General features: G+C 41.1%; 24 protein-coding genes. 21 read left to right on the top strand and 3 right to left on the bottom strand.

All coding sequences use genetic code 11. The features are described from left to right. The first annotated feature begins 120 nt into the window (after positions 1–120). The 6 genes from FD723_RS30595 to FD723_RS30570 all read left to right on the top strand — a co-directional run bounded on the left by FD723_RS30595 (position 121) and on the right by FD723_RS30570 (position 7310). Entirely contained in the window at positions 121–1170 is a 1050-nt protein-coding gene (locus FD723_RS30595) for an LLM class flavin-dependent oxidoreductase (RefSeq protein WP_179068703.1), read from the top strand. Positions 1171–1193: 23 nt separating this feature from the next. Next, positions 1194–3284 (top strand): LysR family transcriptional regulator, encoded by a 2091-nt coding sequence (locus FD723_RS30590; protein ID WP_179068702.1) that lies wholly within the window; start codon positions 1194–1196, stop codon positions 3282–3284. Between the two features lie 174 nt (positions 3285–3458). After that, positions 3459–4334 carry a GNAT family N-acetyltransferase gene (locus FD723_RS30585; RefSeq protein WP_179068701.1) on the top strand — a complete coding sequence of 292 codons (876 nt, stop codon included), beginning with the start codon at positions 3459–3461 and terminating at the stop codon, positions 4332–4334. Positions 4335–4417: 83 nt separating this feature from the next. Beyond that, positions 4418–5206 (top strand): Uma2 family endonuclease, encoded by a 789-nt coding sequence (locus FD723_RS30580; protein ID WP_179069333.1) that lies wholly within the window; start codon positions 4418–4420, stop codon positions 5204–5206. Between the two features lie 483 nt (positions 5207–5689). After that, positions 5690–6340 carry a phosphoribosylglycinamide formyltransferase gene (gene purN / locus FD723_RS30575; RefSeq protein WP_179068700.1) on the top strand — a complete coding sequence of 217 codons (651 nt, stop codon included), beginning with the start codon at positions 5690–5692 and terminating at the stop codon, positions 6338–6340. A 199-nt stretch (positions 6341–6539) separates the two neighbouring features. Further along, positions 6540–7310, top strand: a complete 771-nt coding sequence (locus FD723_RS30570) for a hypothetical protein (RefSeq protein WP_179068699.1) — start codon at positions 6540–6542, stop codon at positions 7308–7310. Positions 7311–7520: 210 nt separating this feature from the next. Here FD723_RS30570 and FD723_RS43220 read toward each other — a convergent pair whose 3' ends face one another. Next, positions 7521–7652: a hypothetical protein gene (locus FD723_RS43220; protein ID WP_256874974.1), complete on the bottom strand. Its 132-nt coding sequence runs from the start codon at positions 7650–7652 to the stop codon at positions 7521–7523. Positions 7653–7742: 90 nt separating this feature from the next. On the opposite strand from FD723_RS43220, the gene FD723_RS30565 reads away from it, so the two are divergent. Then, positions 7743–9254: a sensor histidine kinase KdpD gene (locus FD723_RS30565; protein ID WP_179068698.1), complete on the top strand. Its 1512-nt coding sequence runs from the start codon at positions 7743–7745 to the stop codon at positions 9252–9254. A 457-nt stretch (positions 9255–9711) separates the two neighbouring features. Here FD723_RS30565 and FD723_RS30560 read toward each other — a convergent pair whose 3' ends face one another. Further along, positions 9712–10728, bottom strand: coding sequence for a ribose-phosphate pyrophosphokinase (locus FD723_RS30560; protein ID WP_179068697.1), 1017 nt, complete (start codon positions 10726–10728; stop codon positions 9712–9714). 652 nt (positions 10729–11380) lie between these two features. Between FD723_RS30560 and FD723_RS30555 the strand changes: the two genes are divergently transcribed. The 8 genes from FD723_RS30555 to FD723_RS30520 all read left to right on the top strand — a co-directional run bounded on the left by FD723_RS30555 (position 11381) and on the right by FD723_RS30520 (position 19411). Continuing rightward, positions 11381–12370: a decaprenyl-phosphate phosphoribosyltransferase gene (locus tag FD723_RS30555; protein WP_179068696.1), complete on the top strand. Its 990-nt coding sequence runs from the start codon at positions 11381–11383 to the stop codon at positions 12368–12370. 72 nt (positions 12371–12442) lie between these two features. Continuing rightward, on the top strand, positions 12443–13081 hold the full coding sequence (locus tag FD723_RS30550) for a bifunctional 2-polyprenyl-6-hydroxyphenol methylase/3-demethylubiquinol 3-O-methyltransferase UbiG (RefSeq protein ID WP_179068695.1): 639 nt from the start codon (positions 12443–12445) through the stop codon (positions 13079–13081). Positions 13082–13386: 305 nt separating this feature from the next. After that, positions 13387–14016, top strand: coding sequence for a YqeG family HAD IIIA-type phosphatase (locus FD723_RS30545; RefSeq protein WP_179068694.1), 630 nt, complete (start codon positions 13387–13389; stop codon positions 14014–14016). Between the two features lie 52 nt (positions 14017–14068). Beyond that, positions 14069–14404: an EamA family transporter gene (locus tag FD723_RS30540; RefSeq protein WP_179068693.1), complete on the top strand. Its 336-nt coding sequence runs from the start codon at positions 14069–14071 to the stop codon at positions 14402–14404. A 52-nt stretch (positions 14405–14456) separates the two neighbouring features. After that, positions 14457–16025: a glycosyltransferase family 39 protein gene (locus FD723_RS30535; RefSeq protein ID WP_179068692.1), complete on the top strand. Its 1569-nt coding sequence runs from the start codon at positions 14457–14459 to the stop codon at positions 16023–16025. A gap of 172 nt (positions 16026–16197) precedes the next feature. Further along, positions 16198–17949, top strand: a complete 1752-nt coding sequence (locus FD723_RS30530) for a serine/threonine-protein kinase (protein WP_179068691.1) — start codon at positions 16198–16200, stop codon at positions 17947–17949. Then, the gene (gene bioD, locus FD723_RS30525; RefSeq protein WP_179068690.1) at positions 17949–18629 is read left to right on the top strand and encodes a dethiobiotin synthase; all 681 of its coding nucleotides are present in this window, start codon (positions 17949–17951) and stop codon (positions 18627–18629) included. The genes FD723_RS30530 and bioD overlap by 1 nt, the downstream gene beginning before the upstream one ends. Positions 18630–18718: 89 nt before the next feature. Next, on the top strand, positions 18719–19411 hold the full coding sequence (locus FD723_RS30520) for a DUF4337 domain-containing protein (RefSeq protein ID WP_179068689.1): 693 nt from the start codon (positions 18719–18721) through the stop codon (positions 19409–19411). Between the two features lie 43 nt (positions 19412–19454). On the opposite strand, the gene FD723_RS30515 is transcribed toward FD723_RS30520, so the two are convergent. Beyond that, the gene (locus FD723_RS30515; protein ID WP_179068688.1) at positions 19455–19613 is read right to left on the bottom strand and encodes a hypothetical protein; all 159 of its coding nucleotides are present in this window, start codon (positions 19611–19613) and stop codon (positions 19455–19457) included. Between the two features lie 221 nt (positions 19614–19834). Here FD723_RS30515 and FD723_RS30510 point away from each other — a divergent pair, with 221 nt between their 5' ends. From FD723_RS30510 to FD723_RS30485, 6 genes are all read left to right on the top strand, one after another. Next, on the top strand, positions 19835–21052 hold the full coding sequence (locus FD723_RS30510) for a M20 family metallopeptidase (protein ID WP_179068687.1): 1218 nt from the start codon (positions 19835–19837) through the stop codon (positions 21050–21052). Between the two features lie 54 nt (positions 21053–21106). Next, positions 21107–21247, top strand: coding sequence for a hypothetical protein (locus FD723_RS30505; protein WP_179068686.1), 141 nt, complete (start codon positions 21107–21109; stop codon positions 21245–21247). Positions 21248–21344: 97 nt separating this feature from the next. After that, complete coding sequence (locus FD723_RS30500; RefSeq protein WP_256874973.1) at positions 21345–21635, top strand: zinc ribbon domain-containing protein; 291 nt, start codon at positions 21345–21347, stop codon at positions 21633–21635. Positions 21636–21873: 238 nt separating this feature from the next. Next, positions 21874–22404, top strand: coding sequence for a pentapeptide repeat-containing protein (locus FD723_RS30495; RefSeq protein ID WP_179068685.1), 531 nt, complete (start codon positions 21874–21876; stop codon positions 22402–22404). A 403-nt stretch (positions 22405–22807) separates the two neighbouring features. Continuing rightward, positions 22808–24307 carry a DUF1565 domain-containing protein gene (locus tag FD723_RS30490; protein WP_179069332.1) on the top strand — a complete coding sequence of 500 codons (1500 nt, stop codon included), beginning with the start codon at positions 22808–22810 and terminating at the stop codon, positions 24305–24307. Positions 24308–24532: 225 nt separating this feature from the next. Further along, the gene (locus tag FD723_RS30485) at positions 24533–25300 is read left to right on the top strand and encodes a hypothetical protein (RefSeq protein ID WP_179068684.1); all 768 of its coding nucleotides are present in this window, start codon (positions 24533–24535) and stop codon (positions 25298–25300) included. The last annotated feature ends 8 nt before the right edge of the window (positions 25301–25308 follow it).

The raw sequence follows: 25308 nt of genomic DNA, 5'->3' as shown, positions 1-25308 counted from the left end.
ATCTGCAACTGTACACAGCAGAAATAAATGTGGTAGTGTGGACTACTAAATCACGGTAAAAAGATGTAGATACCGTAGTTTAGTTGATGCCTCGTAAAAAAAAGCACAGGAAAAACATTTATGCCGCTTCAGTTTGGAATTTGGTCGCCGGTCTGTGGTGGATGGTTACGGGTTATCAACCATGAGGCTAATTTATCCACAGAAGATTTGGTAAAACTGGCTGTTCAGGCAGACGAGTTAGGTTATGACTTCTATTACATTCCTGAACATTACTTAAATGCAGTTCATGGGCCTAACTATAATGTTGCTGATGCTTGGATTACAGCAGCTTTAGCAAGTTTGAACACCAAGAAGATCAAGATTGTTGCGGCTGTACAACCTGGTTTTAAGCTGCCTGCGGTGGTTGCCAATTTGAGTGCAAACATTCAAAATCAACTGAGTAATGGCAGATTTGCTCTCAGTGGGATTGCAGGTTGGTGGAAATTAGAAGTAGAAAGCTATGGAGATATCTGGCTACCTCACAGCGATCGCTACGCGCGATTAGAAGAGTACATTGATATAATCAAGGGGCTGTGGACAGTCGAAGACTTTAACTATGTTGGCAAATACTACACCATTAAGGGTGGTATTCTCGCAGATCAGCCGACACCAACACCACCTATTTTCATTGCTGGGGAATCAGACAGGGCGATTAACTTAGCGGCTCGCCTGGGAGATTATCTATTTATCAATGCTGATGAACCTGAAAAAACGGCAGCATTGGTGCAGAAAGTGAAAACATTGGCTAGCGATCGTTACGGTCGTCAGATTAAAGTGGCAATGAGTGCCTTTGCGATCCTTCGTGAATATACTGCCCAAGCCGAAGCTAGATTAGAAGCAATTTATCGTTCTGCCGATCAGGAGCAGATTAAGTACTTTCAAGAGCAAATCGATCCTAACGTAGTTGCCCACAACAAACTAGATATCAGTCAAACCATCGAAGCCAATCTCGGTTTATCTGCTCAACTGGTTGGCGATCGCTATACTATTATCAACCGTCTGAAAGAATACGAAGCCGTTGGCGTTGACTTAATAGTACTCAAATTTGAATCTATGTTGGAAGATACTATTCGCTTTCACAAACTAGTTATTTCCGAATATGCAGAGCAGAGTAGCTTAATTACATTGTAGTTAAAAATCTTGCCTTACCTAGCATGAATAAGATTAAACTCGAAGACATTACCCTAAATCACCTGAAAATCTTAAAAGCAGTAGATGACTGTGGTAGCTTTTCAAAAGCCGCACAAAAGCTAGGATATAGTCAGGCGTTAATTAGTAAAAAAGTCAAACAAATAGAGGATTATTTCGGAGTAATTCTTCTAAATCGTTCTCCTGGCTCTATATGCTTGACTAATAAAGGCAAGAAATTGATTTCCCAGACACTTAATGTCGTAGAAACTGTAGAAAATCTGCAAGAAGAATTTCAGGCAACATTTAGCGCCGAGGGCGAAGATTTGACATTGGGAGCTACTAATTTAATTTTAGAAGTCTGGTTCCAACAATATTTGCAGCGATTTCAGCTTTGTTTTCCGGGTAGAAATATTAAAGAGATTGCAGTTAAAGATAGCAGCTTTTTTTCAAATTCTCAACTCATAGAAATGGATCTCTTGCTCAACAGTTGCGCTGGATATAAAGAAGAACACCATTGCACTAGATTAACAACTCATAAAATGCTGTTGGTATCCTTTGGAGCCAGTAAATATCTCAATGAGCGTAGCTTGGTTAAAATAAATGATATCGATCTAGCTGATGTTGTACTTTTAGACGAGGTTCATCAGGAGCTATCTAAAAATGGATTTTTGATAAATAAATTAAGTGGCGTACAAGTGCTACATAGTTATCAAGATATACTCAACTATGCTGCAAAAAATCAAAAACTAACGATTTTACCTGACTTTTGTCAAGCTGATATAATATCTGAATACGAAGCCTTAATTTTTCCGATTCAAGATGTTAATGAATATGGAATTTATCTTCATGTTCCTCGCTTTAGTGAATTGTTAATATCCGCAGAGAGTTTGGTGAGAAGTTTTAGACTCGATCAAGATAACTTAGAAAGTTTACCCAATGTAAATCTATTTTTAGGTAGCGGTTCTCCAAAAGAGGAAAATATTCTGAGGATAGGTATTCAGAGGGATTCCATAGGACAGTTTATTGCTGGGTATGGAACTAAGTATATTTCTGATTTACAGAGAGCATCATCACTAGAACAGGCTATTTTCAAAAATGTTGAAATTAATCGAGATTTTGAGTTACAAATTATGCCGTTTGCTTCTGGGGAAGAAATGAACCGTCAGATGAAACGGGGAGAACTAGATATTTGTATTTTAGATGATATTTCTCTTTTGAATAATGGTAGCCAATTCTTTGATGATTTAAGTTTTGGTTCTAAATTAATTGGGATTGCTTCTTATAATATTTTGGGTCAAGATATAAATATTGTTCTGCATAAAGATTCTCCGATCAACACTGTCCAAGATTTGAAAGGTAAACGAATTTCCACTTTATTTGGTTCAAATGCTCATAGGTTCATCATCACTCTTTTTGATCTCTATGATATGGATGTCAGTAAAGATTGCAGGTTAGTGAATGAAGATCCTCGGAAAGCCAGCAAAAGTTTGGCAAATAAAACTATAGATGCTTACGTGTGCTGTCATACTTTTGCCTCAATTTTAGAAGCTTATGCTTTTGTCAGAAAACTACCTTTATCTCAAACAACTAGTTTAAGAATTCCATCAATCAGAGGAATTGTTTGTCGCTCACAGTTTATTAAAGAAAATCCGAAAATTGTAGTTGCTTATTTACATGATTTAGTAGTTGCTAACTATTGGTTCAATTCATCTCCCATTAATGCGGCGGATTTATTAACTAAAGTGAGTGATGTTAGAACAACTCAAGTAAATCAGTTTTTTAATCCTGTATTTGGTAATCGTATCGATCCGACCCTCAAACCTCAATGGTCTTGGTTACTGAAAACTTTAAATCGTCGGTTAGAAGGAAAATACGGTATTTCACTATTTGATGTAGATTTTTGGATAGATGATTATTTTTTAAGACTTGTCTACAATTTGTTGAATTTAGATTACCATTTTCATCAAGTTTCTTTTGCAAGTGAATTTTCTAGCAGCTATTTTGTTGAGGAACAGTTTAGCAGACATCTAAAAGTCCTCTATGATAAAGATAATCTACCGCTACCAATACCTTTGCCAATTTATGAGGGTTCAACACCTGTTGAAACAGGTTAAAACCACACCTAGCCTTGGCGAATGGAATGATGCCTCCGGTACGCCAAGGGCGAACGCAGCTATACAGACAAAACCCACCTCCGTGGGTTTAAAATTCTTTGAGTCCGCGTAGGCAGACTTGGTTTGTGTCGCTGCGATTTCTAATCGTCTGGTATATTTGCTCAGGAGTTTTTTGTGCCTACTTTCAGAACTCTGCAACCTGGAGATGAAGTATTGTTGGAAGCATTTCTCTTGCAACACACTGATACTTCTATGTTTTTGCGCTCTAATTGGCGAGCGGCGGGACTGCTTGACCAAGGCGCTAGATTTCAAGGAACTTACATAGCAGCCTACATAGATGAAACTATAGTTGCAGTTGCAGCCCACTTTTGGAATGGGATGGTAATAGTCCAGGCCCCTGTATATTTATCAGAGGTGGTGCAAGCTGTTGTGACACAATCTGGACGTGCCATCTCTGGAATTAGCGGGCCAGCAGCACAAGTTGAAGCGACAAAAAGCATTTTGGGACTTAGCAAGCGACCAACTCAACTTGATGAATCTGAGATTTTGTTTTCTCTAAAACTGCCAGATTTACAAATACCTCAAGCCTTAGCATCTGCAAAGGTACAGTGTCGTTTACCACATCCAGATGAGTTGGAATTACTCACTGAATGGTGCGTTGCTTATAACGTGGAAGCTTTAGGACAAATAGAAACCACCAGTTCGCATTCAGCTTGCCGTCTCGCAATAGAAGCTCGTCAAGCTACAGCTATGCATTGGGTTTTGGTAGCAGGAGATACTCTAGTTGCTTACTCTGCCTTTAATGCCAGCCTACCTGATATTGTGCAAATTGGTGGAGTTTGGACACCGCCAGAATTGCGGGGTAAAGGCTACGCTAAAAGTGTGGTAGCAGGTTCGTTGTTAAATGCGCGATCGCTCTTAGTCAAACGTGCCATCCTATTTACAGGTGATAATAACCAAGCAGCACAAGCAGTTTATCGAGGAATTGGCTTTTTGCCGACTGGTGAGAAATATGGTTTAGTGTTATTTGAAGAAACATCGAAATTTTAGATTTTTTAGATTTTGGATTCAATTATTCAAAGTGCGCTCAATCATAATAGAACTGAGAGTTTTATCATCAGGACTGCTTTATGATGTATCAAACTGACCCGCCGCGATCGCCAAAAGATGTATTGCCGACCATGTATGATCTTCCCAGTGAAGATCCAGAGGAGCCTGGTTTGCCCGATCAGTTTCATTTATTGCAACCTCGTCTGTTAGACGAAACCTTTCGTCCACCAAATTATCCTAGCGACGAAATATTTGTTGCTAGCGATCTGAATCTTTATTATGACCCGCGCTATCCACTGTGGCATAAACGACCGGATTGGTTTGCCGTTTTAGGTGTTTCCCGTCTCTATGAACAACGGGATTTGCGCTTAAGTTATGTCGTTTGGCAAGAGGGAGTTCACCCTTTTATTGTGATTGAGTTGCTGTCTCCTGGCACTGAAAAGGAAGATTTGGGGCAGACATTGCGGGATATTAAGCAACCACCAGGAAAATGGGAAGTATATGAGCAGATTCTACGTGTGCCTTATTATGCAGTATTTGATCGATACAAATATAAATTAAGGGTGTTTAAATTAGATGGTGGTCGTTATGCTGAGATAGCATTGTCAGAGTCACGTCTTTGGATACCAGAACTAGAATTAGGCTTAGGTGTCTGGCAGGGACGCTATCAAGATGTAGAACAGCCCTGGTTACGGTGGTATGATGGGACTCTTAATTGGGTATTGACTTCTACTGAACAGGAAAGTCAACGAGCTGAACGAGAAAGTCAACGAGCTGAACAAGAAAGACAACAGGCTGAACAAGAAAGACAACGGACTGAACGGTTGATTGCACAATTGCGATCGCTAGGCGTTGAACCCGATCTAGATTAGCTTCTTGCCTACCTCATAACCCTGCAAACCACTCATAGCCCCTGTCGTCCCGCCTTTTTCGGTAGGTAACAAATTGCTGACAAATGTAATTTGAGTTACCCACTTTCTTAGCTTGTAGCCCAGTTTTGTTTCTAGATGTTGAGTACATTACTAATATTTGTGAAACAATATATTTTTATGAATGACATAAAGGATTAAATTTTACTTTAAGTAGATAAACAAAATTAATTACACAATGTCATTGCGAATGTAGCGTACCCCTACGGGGATCTTGCTACGTGATAACGTCTCTAAGAGTTGCGAAATGAAGCAATTCGCTTGCGGCTGGGATTGCTTCTCTACGAGACGGACTCGCGTTCGCAATGACTGTAATTAATTCTGTACGCTTACTTATGTGAGAAAAATCTAGGCGGCTACTGTATCATTATCCAACCACGACTTAATATATATTTTTGGCATCTATAATTTTCCCTCTTAGCTGTTATGACCCTCTGCCCTGATTCTACCCTGAGCTTGGTTTCTCCCAGCATTAGCGATGTTTGTGAACAAATTGCCCCTTTAAAACTGGGATTTATGGCTTCTGGGAATGGCAGCAATTTTGATGTAGTTGCCCAATCTATCCAAGATGGGCGGCTAAATGCCCAAATTCAAGTTTTAATTTACAATAATCCCTCGGCGAAAGCAGCCGTCAAAGCAACTAATAGAGGTGTAAAAACTGTTTTATTAAATCACCGCAACTATCAAAGCCGAGAAGAGTTTGATGAGAAAATTGTGCAGACATTGCAGCGCTACGATGTAGAGTGGGTGATTTTGGCAGGTTGGATGCGATTGTTAACATCAGTTTTCATTGATGCCTTTCCTGATAAAATTATTAATATTCATCCTAGTTTGTTACCTAGTTTCAAAGGCATTCATGCTGTAGAACAAGCCTTGGCATCTGGGGTAAAAATCACTGGCTGTACAGCGCACATAGCTTGTTTAGAAATGGACAGTGGTCCCATATTGATGCAAGCCGCAGTACCAGTACTGCCGAATGATACACCAGAAACACTCCATGCCAGGATTCAAATTCAGGAACATCGAATTTTACCACTGGCGATCGCTCTGGCAGCTTCTTCGTCAAAGCACAAGTAACCTAGCGATTATTGACAGAATTCTCGGTAATCTAGTTCTACTTGCTTAGAGTCGCTGATTGCCTACTCTAAGATGTGATTACGGCAATTAGATAAATCAGCAAACTTGATTCAATCATCTGCGATCGCAGATGATTGTCTATCTCTGGGTGTAAGATTATACTAATTTGAGTAGCGAGAAACAGTTGAAATAGCGTCTTATGTCAATTATTGCGCTCAGGGCGTGGTATCTACAAGATTATGAGCCGATTCCAGAACTGGAAAAACGTCCGCCAGACATTCGCTTAAGCAAAAAAAGTCTGTTGAAATCAGCATTGCGAGCAGACTTTTTGGAAGAAAGTGACGAAGTGAAGAAATCAACTTGGTTTGGGCGCTATCTGGAAGGGGAAAATATTGAATTTTATATTGAAGGTAGTGGTGGCTATTGTGTTTCTAACATTGACTTAATTAGCCATGAAATTTATTTTACCAAGCAAGCAGTGTTGGCTCAGTTAGAACCAACGATTTTTTTATCTTCTCAAACTGAATATCCGGCAGCGACAGATGCTTTAAGAGAAGAACTGCGAAAAAGTTTGGACAGTTTAAACTTGCGATCGCGCCTTCCCCTAACATTAGTAGAATCCTCTCGTGCCAGTGGCGCACCTCTACGAATTAACCGCACAATCATGCGAAAAATCCGTAAGAGTTTGCTATTTATCGCTGACACTGCGCCCATTGCGATTATTGATGGTAAAGAAATCCCCCAATTAATTCCCAGTCCGAATGTCTGTATTGAAATTGGCTATGCCATCCAAAGTAAGCGTTCTGAACAGATTTTATTAGCGCAGATGCAACGCCCAGACTTTGAAGGGCAATTTTCTTTCGATTTACCCACACAGCAAATTTTGCAATTCCAAGACACTACAGAACTGAATAAAATCCTCACAGGAACCATTGAAAATCAGCTAGCACGATTCAAATTATTTGTTTGAGCAAGATAATATCAATTATGAATTGACAATAAATATCAAGCATGATGTAAGTCAAAAGCCATATTTGTCGCAATACTTTTCGGGTTTTGGGAGAAAGGGGAAGGGGTAAAGGTAAATTCAAACCCTTACCCCTTCCCCTTTAACCTTTCCCCAGCTCAAAAGAGAGATTGTTGGCAATACTTCTCCTGCTCCCTGCCCCCTGCCTCTTCTTCAATCGCTCAAAGACTTCCGTGTATGCCGTAGCCTTTCAGGAGAGAGTTTTTCCAGATACCGTGAAAAGTCAGAGATGCGATCGCAGTTAGGGGAAATTGCCCCCGAATTGTTCGGTTCTACCACTGTCATCAGTACACAAATAGCTATAACCTCTTAGGTAGTAGTGAAATGTCTACCCTAGACGCTGTTAGTCGCTCTTGAATTAAGGGGTGAAAACCTGTGTACGAATGGATATTGCCAAGCCTGAGCGAAATCTTGGCTGAAAATCAATCAAGTGTGGCCGAATCTTCACCTGCTAAAGCAGAGCAGCAATGGCGTGTCAGCCTCGCGGCGACAGAACATTTGCTATTAAATACTTTAGCATCTGATTCAGTTGACACAATCCAAGGATTAGTTTTAGCCGCACCAGCACCCTTATTTAGTCAACCAAAACTGATTCAAAGTTTACAAACAGTAACTTTTACGGCAAAACCATTTAATCCCTTGGCACTAATGCCATTTCAGATGCCAGGTGTGATGTCTGCTGCGGGTTACACCAACGCGTATGTAGATGAAGAAATTGCTCCTCATGAATCGGTACTTCCCTTACTACCTGCCGATCCGCTAGGGGCAGAACAATTTTGCTTGGTTTTTACAGATAAATTTAGATTAGTACTGGTTTTAGCAACCCACAAAAACGGTAAAAAAACCTTTTCATTTTCTTTTGAACCAGAAGTAGTACAGCAGGCTTGGCGATCGCTAGGGGCACGAGTAATGCTGGCTAATCCAGAATTTTTCGCCCGCTTGGACGCATTAGTAGAGCAGTATTCTCCGGTAGCACCAGACTACCGTATCATGATTCAGTTTAGCCAGTTGTTACTTCAGAAATTAACAGAACCAGAAGAAACTAGGGACTCTTCACTAGGAACTGGGGATAAGCTGGACAAAGAGAATAACCAATGCCCATTACCCCTTATCCCCAGAGGGGGCCCCACCATCCCCAATCCCCAATCCCCAAATCCTGATGTAGAATTGCTCCAAGCCTTCGCTCACGAAGTTCGCACACCTCTAACAACTATTCGCACCATGACTCGTCTACTGCTGAAGCGGCGAGACTTAGATATTAGTGTGATCAATCGCTTAAAAATTATCGATCACGAATGTACTGAACAAATTGACCGTATGGAGTTGCTGTTTAAGGCAGCAGAACTGGAAACTACTACCTCAACAAAATCATCAAAAACTCAACTCACGCCGATGTCTTTAGATCAAGTGTTGCAGCAGAGTATTCCCCGTTGGGAACAAGCAGCACATCGGCGGAACTTAACTTTAAATGTTGTTTTACCTCAACAACTACCAACAGTGGTGAGTAATCCCACCATGCTGGATCAGGTACTCACTGGTTTGATGGAAAATTTTACTCGCAGTTTACCCGCCGGCAGCCATATTCAAGTACAGGTTATCCCCGCTGGAGATCAACTGAAGTTACAATTATCGCCCCAATTTGGCTGCAAAGATTCAAATAAAGCTGCCACACCTGCAACGCCACCAATTCGTAAAGCTCTGGGTCAATTGCTGATGTTTCAACCAGAAACAGGTACGATTAGTTTAAATATCGCCGCAACCAAGCATTTGTTTCAGGCGATTGGTGGCAAACTGATTGTGCGTCAGCGTCCACATTATGGGGAAGTTTTGACGATTTTCCTGCCTTTAGAAGTTAGCAGTAAACAGAAACCAGTAGTCAGGAATTAGACATCAGGATTGGGAATACGGAGCTTATGTCATAGAAGGATAATTCTGTTACAAATTGCGTTACCTATGTCTCACTAATAGTCAGATGGGTTTATAATCGTAATTAAATTAAGTCTCCTTACACCACACTAAAAAGCCGTAAAATTGTTTAAATTTTCACGGCTTTTATTTTACGATTGTAGATAAATATTTTGAATGGATTAGGTCTTTTGAACGTGCCATTATAAATATTTGAATAATTTATCGTAGAGAAAGCAACAGAATATCTAATAGGTGAGAGAGTATTAGCAGTAAATATCTATTCGCTTCTGTTCCCAGTTAAGAACTTCCTTCCTACGCAAGTAAGTTAAGTTCTCTGAATCAAATCGGATTTCTATATTTAGGGGTGCTAAAAATTTACACTGTCCTCAATGAAGAGGACAGTGTAGGCAATTTACGCCATTAGAAGAATGACAGTCTAGCGAAACATACTACTGACTGAAGTATCTTCATGAATCCGCCAAATAGTTTCTCCTAACAGATTAGCTACTGACAGTACCACTAGTTGGGGAAAACGATTGTTTTCTGGTATGGGAATCGTATTTGTCACAATGACTTCCTCAAATAAGCCACTAGATAATCGCTCCATCGCTGGTGGAGAGAACACTGCATGAGTTGCACAGGCATATACCTGACGCGCTCCTTCTTCACGCAGCAATCGCGCTCCTTCAGCGATCGTGCCCCCAGTATCAATCATGTCATCCACTAATACTGCTGTTTTGCCCCTAACATCACCGATGACATTTAACACTTCTGCAACATTATGTGCCTGACGACGTTTGTCAATAATCGCCAATGGGGCATCACCTAGTTTTTTCGCAAATGCCCTAGCTCTTGCTACACCACCAACATCGGGAGAAACAACTACTAGATCGGGTAATTGCTTGCTTGCTAGGTAATCCAGCAATACTGGTGAACCGTAAACATGGTCAAAGGGTATATCGAAATAGCCTTGAATCTGAGCCGAGTGTAAATCCATTGCTAGAACGCGGTTAGCACCTGCTTCAGTGATCAAGTTAGCAACCAGCTTGGCAGTTATTGACTCTCGTCCTGCTGTTTTGCGATCGGCACGAGCATAACCATAGTAGGGAATTACTGCTGTTACCTGTCGCGCCGAAGCCCGACGACAGGCGTCAACCATAATCAACAATTCCATCAAATGATCGTTTACAGGTTGACAACATGGCTGGATTAAATAGACATCACAACCCCGAATCGATTCTTGGATTTGAACGTAAAGTTCTCCATCCGCAAATCTTTTGCGGATCATTGGCCCCAAGTCCATACCCACATAACGAGCGACTTCTTGAGACAGATGTATGTTGGCAGAGCCAGAAAACAGCCGCAGACGATGATTATCGTTCAGTCCTGTTGTAGATGGTTGCACTTTGAAAGTTGCAGAACTGAGTACAGCAGATCCTCTATGTGCATTCATAGTAATATTATCATTAGAGATTTAATAGATTTAACCGAAAAACAGCCTAAAAAAGCATCTGTGAGTTTTGTTAAAGCTTCCATACAAAATTTAAACATTTCTGCATAAAATTATCAAATTATCATTCGCTAATTATTTAGTCTTCTTGGCAAATAAGGTATTGATAGCTTAACTGTCATCAATTTCATCCACTAGGTCTATAGTTCAATTTTTTAGGTTGAGGGAAATAATCCCAATCGCTTAAACATTGTTGTGGTAAGTTTTTCTAACTATCTTAATTTATAGGTGGCAGTCAAGCATTTACAACTTAATGAGTTTATTCTCACAACAGTATAGCACCTCTTATTAAGTACAACAAATGTAATTTTTTGTTCTATATGTTACGCATTAATAAAAACGATAATCAATTGCGAAGTCTAAAAGAAGCTAGCAGCGCCCAAAACTCACCTACGTACAAGCAAGTTTTTAAATAAAGATTGGATAAAGCTTGAATAAAGATTAAATAAAAATTTTTTTTTGATACCAAAATAAAGGTAGTATTATCTAGGCAAAACCTTGTAAGTATTTTTACTAAAAAAATCTATTATTAATAAATCTAAACGAAGTTGTTGAATCTAAATTCTCTTGAGATATAGAAGCGGTAGGCATACTTATGGACTCTCGGCGTACTTCAGTAGTAGAAAAATCTTTAACTGCCATAGCAACTAATTCCAAGAAGTCAGCGTACTACTTAGCTGCGATGCGACCGCGACAATGGACGAAAAACCTGGTGGTGTTTGCAGCACCATTGTTCGCATTTAGCATCAATCTGCAATCTCTGCTAGGTAGCTTATTGGCATTTGTATTATTTTGCTGTGCATCAAGTGGCTTCTACTTAATCAATGACATCGTAGATGTGGAATCTGACCGTCAACACCCTGTCAAGTGTAAGCGTCCAATAGCCGCTGGATTAGTTAGCATCCGTGTTGCGACTGCGATGGCATTGGTGCTTTTGGGTGGTGCCCTAATTTTTGGGTGGTTGCGATCGCCCCATTTGGGTGCAGCGATAACTGCATACGCCCTGTTACAGGTTGCCTATAATCTGCGACTCAAACGGATGGTAATTTTGGATGTTGGGGCGATCGCTACCGGATTTGTGCTACGAGCTTATGCCGGCGCTGCTGCTACCAGTATTACTTTATCATCTTGGTTTTTAATGTGTACTGCAATGTTGGCGCTATTTCTAGGTATTGAAAAGCGCAAAGCAGAACTAAGGTTAGCACAACTTAAAGGCAATAAGCCTCGCTCTGTCCTCAAATACTATTCCTTGCCTCTGCTGGGTCGTATGGAAAATGTTGTCACCACAGGCACAGTTCTCACCTATGCTCTTTGGAGTGCCGGGCCCTATCTACACGGAGCGCCCACCTCTTGGATGCTACTGACTTTACCATTTGTGTTGTATGGAATTTTTCGCTATCAACTATTGAGCGATCCCCAAGAGATTAGCGGTTACAGCGATAACCATCATCTAGAGCAAGGTGGACGTAGCGAACGCCCAGAAGAAGTTTTATTGAAAGACTTGCCGATACTAATCACAGTTATTGGTTGGATTATCACATGCTTTTTGATTCTCTGGTTGAGAAAGCAAGGGATGATTGAATAAATCTCATAGGAGAAGCCACTAGCAATTAGTCTGCCCGATCAATCTTGTAACTGTTTTACCTTAACAAGTTGTATGAATAGTTTTAGCCTTGCTGACGAGATGAAACTACCTTGTCAAAAAATGTCTGGACTTGCTGCACTAAAAACGCGCTATCGTCCATTCATCTGTCCTCTTGATATGGTTCTTGCCAAGATTCCCGAAGGCGCACGTCTTTATGATATTGGCTGCGGTACAGGAGCATTACTTTATCTGGCTTTAAAGTTGCGTTCAGTAAAAGTAGCTCATGGTTATGATATTTCACGTGAAGCTGTGAAAGCTTCTGAGGCTTTTGCAATGAAATCTGAAATTTTTCAGGTCAGGCATTTGCATCCAGAAGAAACACCACCAGATTTGCATGGATATGACACTGTAACTATGATTGACGTTCTTCACCACATTCCTCCAAAATTACAGGACGATTTTCTCCGTAAAACAATTTCGCAGATGGATTCGGGAGCAAGGCTGATTATTAAAGACATTGAGGCATCCAAAATTATTGGGTCTTTTATGAATCAGCTTCATGACTTGTTACTGGCAAGAGAATGGGTTCACCAACGCCGAAGTAGCGATCTTGTTCAAGTTTTTCAATCAATGGGAGCTACAGTTAGTCGTCCAATTCTCCGTTGGACTCTTTGGTATCCACACTTTCAAATTGTGGTATTAGTACCTTAAAGGACTTACAAATAAAAAAATCTCAAATTTTCTTGTTGATGGGTGTCCGCATTACCTGCCGCGACGCGAACACCCATTCCATATTCAGGGTATGCAGAACTCAGAGCGACACTTCGACTCTTCTCCACTAGACTCTCTCTGTGCGTAGCTTTCTTCCACAAAAAAAGTGCTACTACAAGTTTGACAGTAAGCCTGTCGATCTGCTCAGTACAAGTCAGTCAAACGCTACCCATCCCACAAGAAGGATAATTTATTTATTGGAAGTCCCTAAGGCGTGATGGGAGGAAACTTGACGGAATTTGTAGATGAAAAATCCCACAGCTATTTTCAGAAAACTCTTCAGCACCTTTATCTCCTGGCTGCATTTGCTCATTCAGCAAAACAACCAACCAGATTTTAAAAGGAACCCCCACAGACTACCACGACAAGTCTATACATTGGCAAGTATCGAAATTGAGTGGCTAAAAACCTGTAAAATTCAAGGGATAATCCTCGATTTAGACAACACTATTGTTTCAGAAGACGATCGCTACCTATCTCCTTATGCAGAAGATTGGATTAAGCAAGCAAAGTTAGCCGGATTGCAATTTTTCATCCTCTCAAATGGGAAACGTCGCTATCGCGTCAAATATTGGTCTCGTCGCCTTGATATTCCAGCACTCAGTCCGGCGAAAAAACCCTTTCCCCCTGCATTTCGACAGGCAACAGCTTATATGAAGTTACCAGCAAAACAAATACTCGTCATTGGTGATAGTTTACATACTGATTTTGTGGGAGCATTAATTTGTAGATGTGGCTTCATCCAAGTCGCTAGCCTACCGCACCCGCCCCGATGGTGGGAAAAACTTGCTGGGAAATGGGTGCAAATACCTTATCCATCTGGAGGAGAACTTTGGGATTTTGACGATACTGCTGGCTATGAAAGTTTCTTCTAGATTGCTCTTTTCATCAAAAAATATCACTTTATAAATTGAGTAAATTTTTACTATGAATAACCACATAGTTTTTAGCTTGCTGATTTTAATCACAGTGGGGTTAAACACACTAGCGCAAAATCTATTGAAACTAGGAGCAGGACAAAATCCGTTAAATATCTATTTAATTGCAGGGATTTTGAGTTATGGTTTGAGTGCTGTTTTTTATGTAATAGTTTTAGGTAAACTGAATTTATCTGTTGCCTATCCATTAGTAATAGGATTAACAATTATAGTTACAATGATTACTGGATCTGTAATTTTGAAAGAAAAAATCTTAATTTCTCAATGGTTAGGAGCAGGTTTGATGTTGAGTGGTATCTGGGCAATCGCTTTAGGTAAACATTGACTATAAAAAAACTAAATTATGTAAGAACTAAAAGTGCCAGGACGTAAAACAAATGATGATGACAATCAAAAATCAGAGATGGTCTAAATATTATATCTCTATTTTAATATTGGTTTTTTTGAGTGGTTTACTCCGCTTTTTTATGCTGTCAAACCAGAGTCTTTGGTACGATGAAGGCTTGACCTTAACTAATTCTGATGTCTCGACTCTTCAAGAGAGTATTGAAAGGGTTAGAAACATCGCAAATAGTGATAGATTTCAGCCGCTATACTTTATAGTTATGTTTTGGTGGCGTCAGCTATTTGGCGAAAGTGAATTTGCTCTTCGCTCACTCTCTACTATTTTAGGTATTGGCTCAAATGTCATTCTATTCTTTACTGCTTTGCGGATATATGGTAAAAAACACGCCTTCTGGACTCTGCTAATTTTGACATTCAGTTCTTTCTGTGTCAATTACAGCCAAGAAGCAAGAATTTATTCCTTCGCAATGTTTATTGCCTCACTTCAATTATATTTCTTTAGCGAAGTATTAGTTAAAAATCAAACTCATCAAAATACTTCCAAATGGCTGTTTAGTATTTTTACTGCTATAGGGATTTTTAGTAACATTACTATGTGGCTTTTTACTACAGCATTATGTGTATCTCATCTTGTCATCTATAGAAATTTCAAGCAATGGCTACAATGGTGGCTTCCTGCTGCGTTTTTATCTATACCGTCAGTTATATATCATCTGACTTTACCTGGAGCAACCGATCCCGAAACAATTCCGATTAATCGTTTGGGATTACCCATAATCCAAAATATTCTTTTTGTATTAAATGGAATTTTGGTGGGAACAACCTATGGGCCTTCAATGGAGCAGCTGCGCGGCGACGATAGAGTGCAAGTTATGCTTAGTTACTGGCCTCAACTACTATTATTATTAATTGTCGGTACTGTAATTTTATTGGCTTTAGTAAGAGTTTTATTGATACACAAGAAAAAGGGCAGAGAGCAACATCCTGATTACTTTTTTACTTCTGTTTTTATCATAGCATTTTTGCTAGGATTGCTCTTAGCGATAGTTGCCAAAACTAATTGGGTGCCACGTCACTCTTATTATCTTTGGTTACCACTTGCCATACTTCTCCCATCGGCTTTGAGTCAAAGACCTGGTATAACATCAAAGCGCTATGGCATGTCTCAGCTAGCTCAAATTGCTGTCATCTCTCTGATAGTTATGAATATTTATTCCCTTGGTAACTACTACTTCAATGGAGACTACCAGAGAGATGACTATCGTTCTGCTGTCCAGTACCTAATAAAAAATCGATCTTCTTCTACACAATCTGTATTTTTATTTGGTAATCCCAGATTATTTGAATATTACGGTGACAGTTTCACTGTGGATGCAAGAAATTTGGGGGATCGTTTAAAAAAGGAAGTCCCGAATGAAAATTTTGCTGAAGAAATTGAAAAATTAACAAATAATAAGGATACAGTTCTCCTCACAATTAATCGTGATTATCAATTTCCTAAAGGGTTGATTGAAAGAGAAATGAGTAGTTTGTATAAGCTGGATTCTCAAGTTGATTTTGCATATTTTAAAATATATCGTTTTGTCAAGAAGAAAAATTGAATTGGGGGATTGGAGGCTCTGAAGTTATAGAGTAAAAAACAACCTTGCTCTGGTGGGTGTGTATTTGTTAGGTATAGTAGAATATTGCGGCAGGTAACTGTCAGTCGCCTCTTGGACTTAATCTTTGTGGGTGACTTCCTCCTAAGTTGCTACTACACTCAATCAATCGATCATGCAACCACCCATTACAGTTGGTACTGTCTTGCAAAACCGTTACCGCATAATTCAAATTCTCGGACAAGGAGGATTTGGTAGAACCTATCTGGCAGAAGACCAGAGGCGCTTTAACGAACTTTGCGCGATCAAGGAATTGACTTCAACAGCAACAGGGGCTTTGGCTTGGGAGAAGGCACAAGAGCTTTTTCACCGAGAGGCCGCCATTTTATATCAAATCGAACATCCACAAGTCCCTAAATTTCGGGAAAGATTTGAGCAAGACCAACGCTTATTTTTGGTGGAGGACTACGTTGCAGGTCAGACGTACCGGACTCTGCTAGCTGAACGTCAAGCTGTGGGTCAAACTTTTACAGAGGCAGAAGTATTACAGCTAATAGAGTTGTTGCTGCCTGTTTTAGAGCATATTCACAGTCGAGGGATTATTCACAGAGATATCTCGCCAGAAAATATTATTTTGCGAGATAGTGACGCGAAACCTGTGTTAATTGACTTTGGGGTAGTTAAGGAACTAGCGACGCGTTTACGATCGCCAGATAGTGCCCTGCCAGAAACCACTGTGGGAAAATTAGGCTACTCTCCTAGCGAACAAATGCAAACAGGGGGAGCTTATCCTAGCAGTGATTTGTATGCCTTAGCGGTAAGCGCGGTCGTTTTACTGACTGGTAAAGAACCAAAGGATTTATTTGATGAAAACCAACTAACTTGGAATTGGCAGCGGTGGGTAAAAGTGAATCCGCGATTTGCTATAGTTTTGAATCGGATGTTGAATCATATACCGAGCGATCGCTATCAAAGTGCTGCTAGTGTATTACAAGCACTCCAACCTTTACAGCAACCCAGTCTTCCTCCTCTGAATGTTTCCAACTTACAGACAATGGCTGTTGGTCGTCGTCCTGACTTAGTACCACCACCAGCTTCGCCTCAGAAACCCAATCCTGTGATTCCACCACGCACCACTAACTCAATTTTGGATAATCCCTTAGCGATTACCGCAATTGGCAGCGCTGTCGTGATTATCGCCGGATTCGGTTCTTGGGCGCTGGTAAGTTCCATCCGCAGTCAACCGAAAACACCAATTGAAACGCCTCCACAAAATTTCCCTTCACCAGTGATTCCTGGTGGTACTACACCCACACCTACACCTACACTTACACCCACACCCAGCAGCAATCAATCTGTTGTACCTAGTAAACGCCTCAATCTGGGAGCATCCAATAACACAGCCACGGTTAACGATACTCTGAAAACAAATCAAAGAATCAGGTACACTTTTTTCGGACAAAAAGGCGACAAGCTAACTGCGTTTCTTGACCCAGGAAGCAACATTCTGTTAACAGTCTTCAGTCCCAATCAACAACCAATTGATATTAATGCCCAACAAGTAACAGCATATCAAGGCATATTGCTGGTTACTGGTAGATATACTATTGAGTTAACTCTGGTTCCAGGAGTTACCGAAAGCAATTACAACCTGAATGTTGCATTAGAAAAACTAGTTAAACCAACACCGACAGCAATACCCTTGCCAATACCCATAGAGACACCGTTGCCGATTCCCACAGCAACACCCTTGCCAATACCCATAGAGACACCGTTGCCGATTCCCACAGAAACGCCCTTGCCAATACCCACAGAAACGCCCTTACCAATACCCACAGAAACACCCTTGCCAATTCCTACCACTATTGAAACGCCAACTTTGCCACCGACTGATGGAACACAACCATTTTCTGGTCAAAGAAATTAATGTTAAACACACTACTAATTACTGGAACTGATACGGAAGCTGGTAAAACTGTTTTAACGACAGCATTAGCAGCCTATTGGCAAAAATATTACCCGCAGCGTAGCTGGGGAATCATGAAACCGATTCAATCGGGAATTGGCGATCGCGAGTGGTATCAAAAGCTATTTGCGCTAGAACAATCTGCTGAAGAAATTACACCTTTATACTTTCAAGCACCTCTAGCGCCTCCGATCGCAGCAGCACGAGAAAATCGCCAAATAGATTTAGCTCTTGTGTGGCAAGCTTTGTCTAAGTTGCGATCGCACCGTGATTTTGTGCTTGTAGAAGCCTTGGGAGGGTTGGGTTCGCCAATCACAGAGGAATTAACGGTAGCTGATTTGGCAGGGGAATGGCGTTTACCAACGGTATTAGTAGTACCAGTAAGATTAGGTGCGATCGCTCAAGCAGTGGCAAATGTAGCATTAGCTAGACAATCGCGCATCAATCTCAAAGGTATTGTTCTGAACTGCGTACAACCCCGAACAGATGCAGAAATAGCCGATTGGACACCACGCCAATTGATTCAATCACTTACCAATACACCAATTTTAGGCTGTTTACCTTATCTAGATAATCTTACTGATTTAGATAAACTTGCTCAAATAGCATCAGATTTAGATTGGGAAACACTGACATTTTAAATTGAGCATTGAGCATTGAGTATTAACAACATACAATTGCAAATTAAGCAACCCTTGTTTTATATTTAAGTGAAATTGGTATTAACGATATGGACATCAACCCAATTGAACTGCTTGGGGAGGACGACGATGAACCTGAAACGCCAGCTAACCGTGAAAAACGCAAGAGTCGTCTAAATAGTGCTGTAGCAATTGCAGTTGCATTGATAGCAACTTTTATGGGCATCTGCAAAGTTAAAGACGATAATATAGTTCAGGCAATGCAGCAAGCTCAAGCAAATAAAATTGATGATTGGGCATTATACCAGGCTCGTAATATTCGTGAAGAAATAGCCAAATCAAATGTGGTGCAACTCAAATTGCAATCTCTTTCTCAACCTGCTGCTGTGAGGGCTGACTATGAAAAACAGATTGCCGTTTATCAAAGCATTGCTGATAAAGAAGACCAGAAAAAGCAGCAACAGAAGGTAATTGCCGAACAAGATCAAACAACCTATGACCAGCTTAATTATCATGACGACCAGTTTGATCTAGCTGATGCCTCCTTATCAATCTCTGTCTCGCTATTTGCTATTACATCTCTATCTCAGAAAAAATGGTTGTTCTACGCCGCTTTAGTTCCAACTCTATTTGGCTTGGTCATGGGGTTATCAGGATTATTAAACTGGCAAGTACATCCTGATGCCTTGACTAAATTACTATCCGAAAATTTCTTAGAAAAGCCAGCCGAAAAAAAAATAGTGCTTTCCATTGGCGCTTCCCCAAATTCCAAAGTGTTTTAATTTACTTAACTACAAGATTGGATAATTTATTTGTCGGAAATCCCTAAGAAGATTTTGATGCTAATTCTTCCACACTCCCGACTATATAGCTGTTCTCGTTTATGTGAGGTACACCCGTAGGGAACATACCCATTGGTGTCAACTTAACGCGAAACCGCTTGTCCGCCGGGAATTGAAATTCCCGTCTCATAGCTAAAGTCATCTTCAGATAACTTTAGATCGCCAAAAATCTCCAGTCTACTTCAGTAGACTTAAGCTATTAGCCCGAAAATTTATTTCCGGGCGGGCATGGAAGCCAACAGATAAGCTATTTTCAGATGAAGTTGACCTGCGATATAATTTTGTACCGCATCTAAGTGGGAACCGCTATAAACTGGGAAAATAAACTTAAGTTCGCTGTACTTAAATTAGTTTGTATTCATAATGGTTTCTACCTTTCCCAATCCCTCTTCTGTTGATCTATCTCGCATCAGACTAGCGATTCGTTCATTGCAACCGCAGTTAGTAGAGTGGCGGCGGCGATTGCATCAACAACCAGAGTTGGGTTTTCAAGAAAAACTGACAGCTGAGTTTGTATCACAAAAGCTGCAAGAGTGGGGAATTGAGCATAAAACTGGTATTGCCCACACTGGCATTGTTGCCACGATCAAAGGTAATAAACTCCCCACGAACAAAGTTTTAGCGATTCGGGCAGATATGGATGCTTTGCCAATCCAAGAACTCAACGAAATACCGTACAAATCGCAGCATGAGGGAGTGATGCACGCTTGTGGACATGATGGACATATAGCGATCGCTTTAGGTACAGTTTATTATCTCCAGCACTATCGGCAAGACTTCTCTGGTACGGTGAAAATTATCTTTCAGCCAGCGGAAGAATCACCAGGAGGCGCAAAGCCGATGATTGAAGCTGGAGTCCTAAAAAATCCTGATGTCGACGCGATTATTGGTTTGCACTTGTGGAATAATTTGCCATTGGGAACAGTGGGTGTGCGCGCTGGGGCGTTGATGGCTGCTGTGGAGTGCTTCAACTGCACAATTTTGGGCAAAGGTGGACACGGCGCGCTACCCCATCAAACTGTTGACTCGGTTGTTGTTGCTGCCCAAATCGTCAATGCTTTGCAAACCATTGTCGCCCGAAATGTTAATCCCATTGATTCGGCAGTGGTGACAGTTGGCGAACTTCATGCAGGAACTAAGCGTAATGTGATTGCTGATACAGCAAGAATGAGTGCGACTGTCAGGTATTTTAATCCTAGTTTAAAAGGCTTTTTTAAAGAGCGTGTCGAGCAGATTATTGCTGGAATTTGTCAGAGTCATGGTGCGAATTATGACTTAGAATACTGGTCACTTTATCCACCAGTAATTAATGATATTAAAATAGCAGAATTGGTGCGTTCTGTAGCCGAAGAAGTGGTAGAAACTTCTCTAGGTATTGTGCCAGAATGCCAAACTATGGCTGCTGAAGATATGTCATTTTTCTTAGAAGAGGTTCCTGGTTGTTATTTCTTTTTGGGTTCTGCTAACCCAGCGAAAGACTTAGCATATCCTCATCATCATCCCCGGTTTGATTTTGACGAAACCGCCTTGGGAATGGGTGTAGAAATATTTATTCGATGTGTAGAACAGTACTTTCTTTAAACTTAATTTATCAAACAGAATTCAGGAGTCAGGAGTCAGAATTCAGAATGAATTATGTATGACTGGCGGATAGCGCAGCGTAAAGCCTTCTCTACGAGACGCTACCGCGAACGCTTAGAGCGAGTCCGCGTACCCCTGCGGGGAAGCAAGCTACGCGCAGCGTCTCGTAGAGAGTGTCTTGATTCTGACTCCTGACTCCTGACTCCTTCTCATTTGATTTCTTCAAACCGCACACTCGTCACTTCCAGTTATGAGTTAGGCGCTCTATCTTAGGTGTCACTTTCTGTTAAATGTGCAAAAAGTTGGTACATTTTATCCATCATCTCAGACTTCTAACTGTTGTGGTTTTGTAAACCCATTAGTTAAAGATTTAAATCTGCGCGAATGGAATTGTCCTGGTTGCAATAGTCACAATTTGAGAGATAAAAATGCTGCCCTCAACATACTGAGTCAGGGATTGAGATTACTAACCGCCGTCGGTACGCCGGAGGTTATAAAAAGCGCCTGTGGAGAACTCGTCAGTCCTGGAGCAATTCAGGCAGAGATCGTTGAAGCAGGAATCACGCGACTTCAAGTCGTGTGAGGTTCAATTTGTCATTACCGAATTTTAAATTTTAAATCTCTCAACATCCCTCTTAAGTGTGAAAGTAACTCACAACTCTAGGTAGTGGCGCTAGTAGTTAAGGATGGCTAATCTAGATAAAGTTAATTCAATATTCACTCAGGTTTGATTCACCACACCAATCTTCAGTGGCGCGTGCTGGGGATTTACTGTCTGTCTGGATAGCCTCAATTAAATGTTCTTTAGCATAGCGACAAATATGAAAACAGATCAACTCCTGAAAAACTATGCCGCAGGTGTCAGAGACTTTACTGGTGTCAACTTGAGCGAGGCCAACTTAAGGGAAGCCGATCTCAGTGGTGTAATTTTAGATAAAGCAATTTTAGATGGAGCTAATCTGAGTCACGCTAATTTAAGTCACGCCAGTTTGATTGAGACAGATTTAAATGGAGCAGATTTGAGCAATGCGGATCTCAGTGGTAGCAACTTAAGCGGAGCTATTTTGGATGGAGCTATCTTGGATGGAGCTGCAATGGAAGGAGCTAATTTGAGTCATGCTGATTTGACAGTTGCGAAACTGATTGACACTAACTTGAGTGAGGCGGATTTGCAGGAAGCAAGCTTGATAGCGGCGAATCTAGATGGAGCCGATTTAAGTGGTGCAGATTTAACTGTAGCTGACTTGTCTCAGGCAAATCTTACTCAAGCAGATTTGAACCAGACTAATTTGAGCGGAGCAAATTTAGATGGAGCTAATATAGAAGGAACAATCCTTGATGACAATGTTTGACCAAAGAGGCAGGGAGCAGGGAGCAGGGGAGAAAAATTCGCTCATTTCCCCTGCCATCTGGGTTTCAAGCCCCTAAATTTATTTATGCCCAAAATTTTAAATATTTATTTCAAGACGCGCAGCATCTCGTAGAGAGAAATAATGCGTCCTTAGTTCAAGCCACTACATTAGACCTCTTGCAAAAGTGCCTTTTGCACTCTTGTCGGGAAAGGGTGAAAGGTTAAAGGGGAATGTTAATTCTATCCCTTTTCCCTTTAACCCTTACCCTTTACCCGACTTATGCAAGAAGTCTATTTATGTATGGGGTTCTCCCCCTGCTCCTTTTCCTCTTCCAAAAGAGCAACGAGCCGCTTTAATGTCACTGTTGATTGTCATAATTAAAACAATTGACTCTCAACTATCAATGGTGAACTCTACCCTCGTTGTCACACTCTATGTCAACCCTCTGACAGGGAATGATACCAATACTGGTTCACGGTTGAGTCCGTTTAAAAGCCTCACCCGTGCCTTAAAATTAACCAAAATCCCGACGGTAATTCATCTGGAATCGGGAAATTACAGCGCTGCTAGTGGTGAGGTGTTCCCACTGGTCATCCCTGAAGGGACGACAGTGGTGGGTAATGAAGCAAAAAAAGGTGCAGAGATTGTAATTTACGGGAGTGGTGAGTATCAAAGTCTCAGCTTTGGTATGCAAAATATTACACTGCTCTTGGTAGATAATGCCTGTGTTTTAGGTGTAACTGTTACCAATCCTTCAGTCAGAGGTACTGGTATCTGGATTGAATCGGCTGTACCTACTTTAGCTAACAATACTTTAAGTAACTGTGGGCGAGAAGGTGTGTTTACCACTGGTACTGCCAAGCCTACAATTTCAGATAACATATTTGTGCAAAATACTGCTAGCGGATTAGTGATGGCAGGTCATAGCCAGGGAGAAGTACTGCGGAATGTATTTCAAAGAAACCCTTTAGGCATAGCAATTAGTGATTTTGCGGCTCCGACGATCGCCAATAATAAATTATCAGAAAATCGCACAGCGATCGCACTTTCTCGCAATGCCCAACCTGTGCTGCGTCAAAATCTCATAGCTCAAAATACCCAAGGTGGTCTATTAGTCAATGGTAATGCAGTCCCCGATTTAGGTAATACCCAAGATCCCGCCAATAATATTTTTCGTGATAATCATGAATTTGATTTATATAATGCTACTACACAAAAACTAATTTCCGTAGGTAATCAATTAAATTCTTCTCTAGTAAAGGGTTTGGTCGAATTTGTCCCAAATAATCAGGTAGCAGTTAGCACTAGTTATTCTGATATGCCGACACAATCCCCATTTCCAGAACTAGATGGACATTGGGCAGAACCATTTATTCAGGCATTAGTGAGCATGAATTTAACTCATGCTTTTGCTGATAGTCGCTACCAGCTAGATAAACCCATGACTCGCGCCCAGTATGCAGATATGGTGGCGATCGCCTTTAACCCATTTTCCAAAATCCTAGCACCTGATTTTACGGATGTACCTAAGGATTTTTGGGCTTATAGCGCTATCCAAATTGCGGCTAGCGGTGGCTTTGTTGGTGGATTTAGCGATCGCACCTTCCGCCCCGATCAACATGTGCAGCGGCTACAGGTGATTGTCTCCCTAGTGAATGGACTGGGACTACCAGCTGTTGATAGCGATATTTTGGAAGTATATAGCGATCATCATACTATTCCCGACTATGCCCGAAAAGCCGTTGCTACTGCTACACGATGGGGAATAGTTGTCAACTATCCAGATCCAAAAGTGCTTGCACCTTCACGTTTAGCAACACGCGCCGAAGTTGCAGCAATGGTTTATCAGGCATTAGTCGCCATCGGGCGAACACCGCCGATACAGGGCTTTTCAACTAATTAAAGTACGCTAAATGCCCAATCCCCATCTCATTCGTAATGTAAATAATTGAAAATTTCTGTAAATCAGTCTATATAGGGTTGCATTCTAGGAGTTGGCAAGTAAAATAGGGGACACTGCTTATCGTCTTGGTAACTTGTGGAAAAAAAACCATGTAGTTAAAAGCACGTTAGGCTAATATGCAGTGGGTGACAAATCTTAGACCTATTGCCTAAAGCTAATAGCCCCATGTTAACAACACTTCCAGATACTTCTGCCAACTTGGCGATCGCCTTATTAATTAACTATAGTTTTGATCTCAGTGGATATAGTGCCAATGAGCTAGTTGAGCGTTGGCAAACGCAATACCCACTTAATTGGCTACACCTGGCAGTGATTGAGGCACTATATCAAGGTCGTTATAAAGCGGTTTCTGTGCAGCAAATCTTAGTATTTTGGCAGCGCCGGGATCAGGCTACATATCATTTCAATATGGAATTTGAACGTATGGTTTGTAGCAAGTTTCCCCAAAGCTTAACGTCATCACCGACACCAGCCCTAGCGCCAGCGAAGAAAAATCCCACTGTAGAGAGAGTGACGAGTCCTCAATTACCACCATCAAAGATTCGCAACGGCTATCAATACAGCAATACTGCAACTCTACAACTGAACAGCTCCCAACCAAAGGCATCTTTAGTTGAAGAAGAAGGGAAGCAGGAAGAAACAGAGAATAAAACTGCTTTGAAGTCTTCGCTTTCTGGGAAATTTGCCTCTTCGGCAACCCTTCAGCTAGCATCTGCTGTCAGCCACAGGCAAACTTCACAAGAAAGTCCCCCACCTTCCCCATCACTAAGCCATCATCAGCGACAGCCAAAACTGCTGCCACCTGCCACTATTCATGCCCCAATCGGGCAATTTACTCCAGAAACAAGCGATCGCTCTGACTCTTTTACGTCTAAACTTAAAGCGATGTCTGGGGAAGGGGGAAGAGGAGCAGGGGAAGCAAGAGCGGAGTAATTAATGCC

Source organism: Nostoc sp. C052 (assembly GCF_013393905.1).
Lineage (GTDB): Bacteria > Cyanobacteriota > Cyanobacteriia > Cyanobacteriales > Nostocaceae > Nostoc.
This window is presented reverse-complemented; position numbering and strand designations above follow the sequence as displayed.

Bases quoted from the DNA above. Each gene is read 5' to 3' on its own strand.
- FD723_RS30595 (WP_179068703.1), top strand. From the start codon at position 121: ATGCCGCTTCAGTTTGGAATTTGGTCGCCGGTCTGTGGTGGATGGTTA.
- FD723_RS30590 (WP_179068702.1), top strand. From the start codon at position 1,194: ATGAATAAGATTAAACTCGAAGACATTACCCTAAATCACCTGAAAATC.
- FD723_RS30580 (WP_179069333.1), top strand. From the start codon at position 4,418: ATGTATCAAACTGACCCGCCGCGATCGCCAAAAGATGTATTGCCGACC.
- purN (WP_179068700.1), top strand. From the start codon at position 5,690: ATGACCCTCTGCCCTGATTCTACCCTGAGCTTGGTTTCTCCCAGCATT.
- FD723_RS30570 (WP_179068699.1), top strand. From the start codon at position 6,540: ATGTCAATTATTGCGCTCAGGGCGTGGTATCTACAAGATTATGAGCCG.
- FD723_RS43220 (WP_256874974.1), bottom strand. From the start codon at position 7,652: ATGACAGTGGTAGAACCGAACAATTCGGGGGCAATTTCCCCTAACTGC.
- FD723_RS30560 (WP_179068697.1), bottom strand. From the start codon at position 10,728: ATGAATGCACATAGAGGATCTGCTGTACTCAGTTCTGCAACTTTCAAA.
- FD723_RS30555 (WP_179068696.1), top strand. From the start codon at position 11,381: ATGGACTCTCGGCGTACTTCAGTAGTAGAAAAATCTTTAACTGCCATA.
- FD723_RS30550 (WP_179068695.1), top strand. From the start codon at position 12,443: ATGAATAGTTTTAGCCTTGCTGACGAGATGAAACTACCTTGTCAAAAA.
- FD723_RS30545 (WP_179068694.1), top strand. From the start codon at position 13,387: ATGAAAAATCCCACAGCTATTTTCAGAAAACTCTTCAGCACCTTTATC.
- FD723_RS30540 (WP_179068693.1), top strand. From the start codon at position 14,069: ATGAATAACCACATAGTTTTTAGCTTGCTGATTTTAATCACAGTGGGG.
- FD723_RS30535 (WP_179068692.1), top strand. From the start codon at position 14,457: ATGATGATGACAATCAAAAATCAGAGATGGTCTAAATATTATATCTCT.
- FD723_RS30530 (WP_179068691.1), top strand. From the start codon at position 16,198: ATGCAACCACCCATTACAGTTGGTACTGTCTTGCAAAACCGTTACCGC.
- bioD (WP_179068690.1), top strand. From the start codon at position 17,949: ATGTTAAACACACTACTAATTACTGGAACTGATACGGAAGCTGGTAAA.
- FD723_RS30520 (WP_179068689.1), top strand. From the start codon at position 18,719: ATGGACATCAACCCAATTGAACTGCTTGGGGAGGACGACGATGAACCT.
- FD723_RS30515 (WP_179068688.1), bottom strand. From the start codon at position 19,613: ATGACTTTAGCTATGAGACGGGAATTTCAATTCCCGGCGGACAAGCGG.
- FD723_RS30510 (WP_179068687.1), top strand. From the start codon at position 19,835: ATGGTTTCTACCTTTCCCAATCCCTCTTCTGTTGATCTATCTCGCATC.
- FD723_RS30505 (WP_179068686.1), top strand. From the start codon at position 21,107: ATGTATGACTGGCGGATAGCGCAGCGTAAAGCCTTCTCTACGAGACGC.
- FD723_RS30495 (WP_179068685.1), top strand. From the start codon at position 21,874: ATGAAAACAGATCAACTCCTGAAAAACTATGCCGCAGGTGTCAGAGAC.
- FD723_RS30490 (WP_179069332.1), top strand. From the start codon at position 22,808: ATGGTGAACTCTACCCTCGTTGTCACACTCTATGTCAACCCTCTGACA.
- FD723_RS30485 (WP_179068684.1), top strand. From the start codon at position 24,533: ATGTTAACAACACTTCCAGATACTTCTGCCAACTTGGCGATCGCCTTA.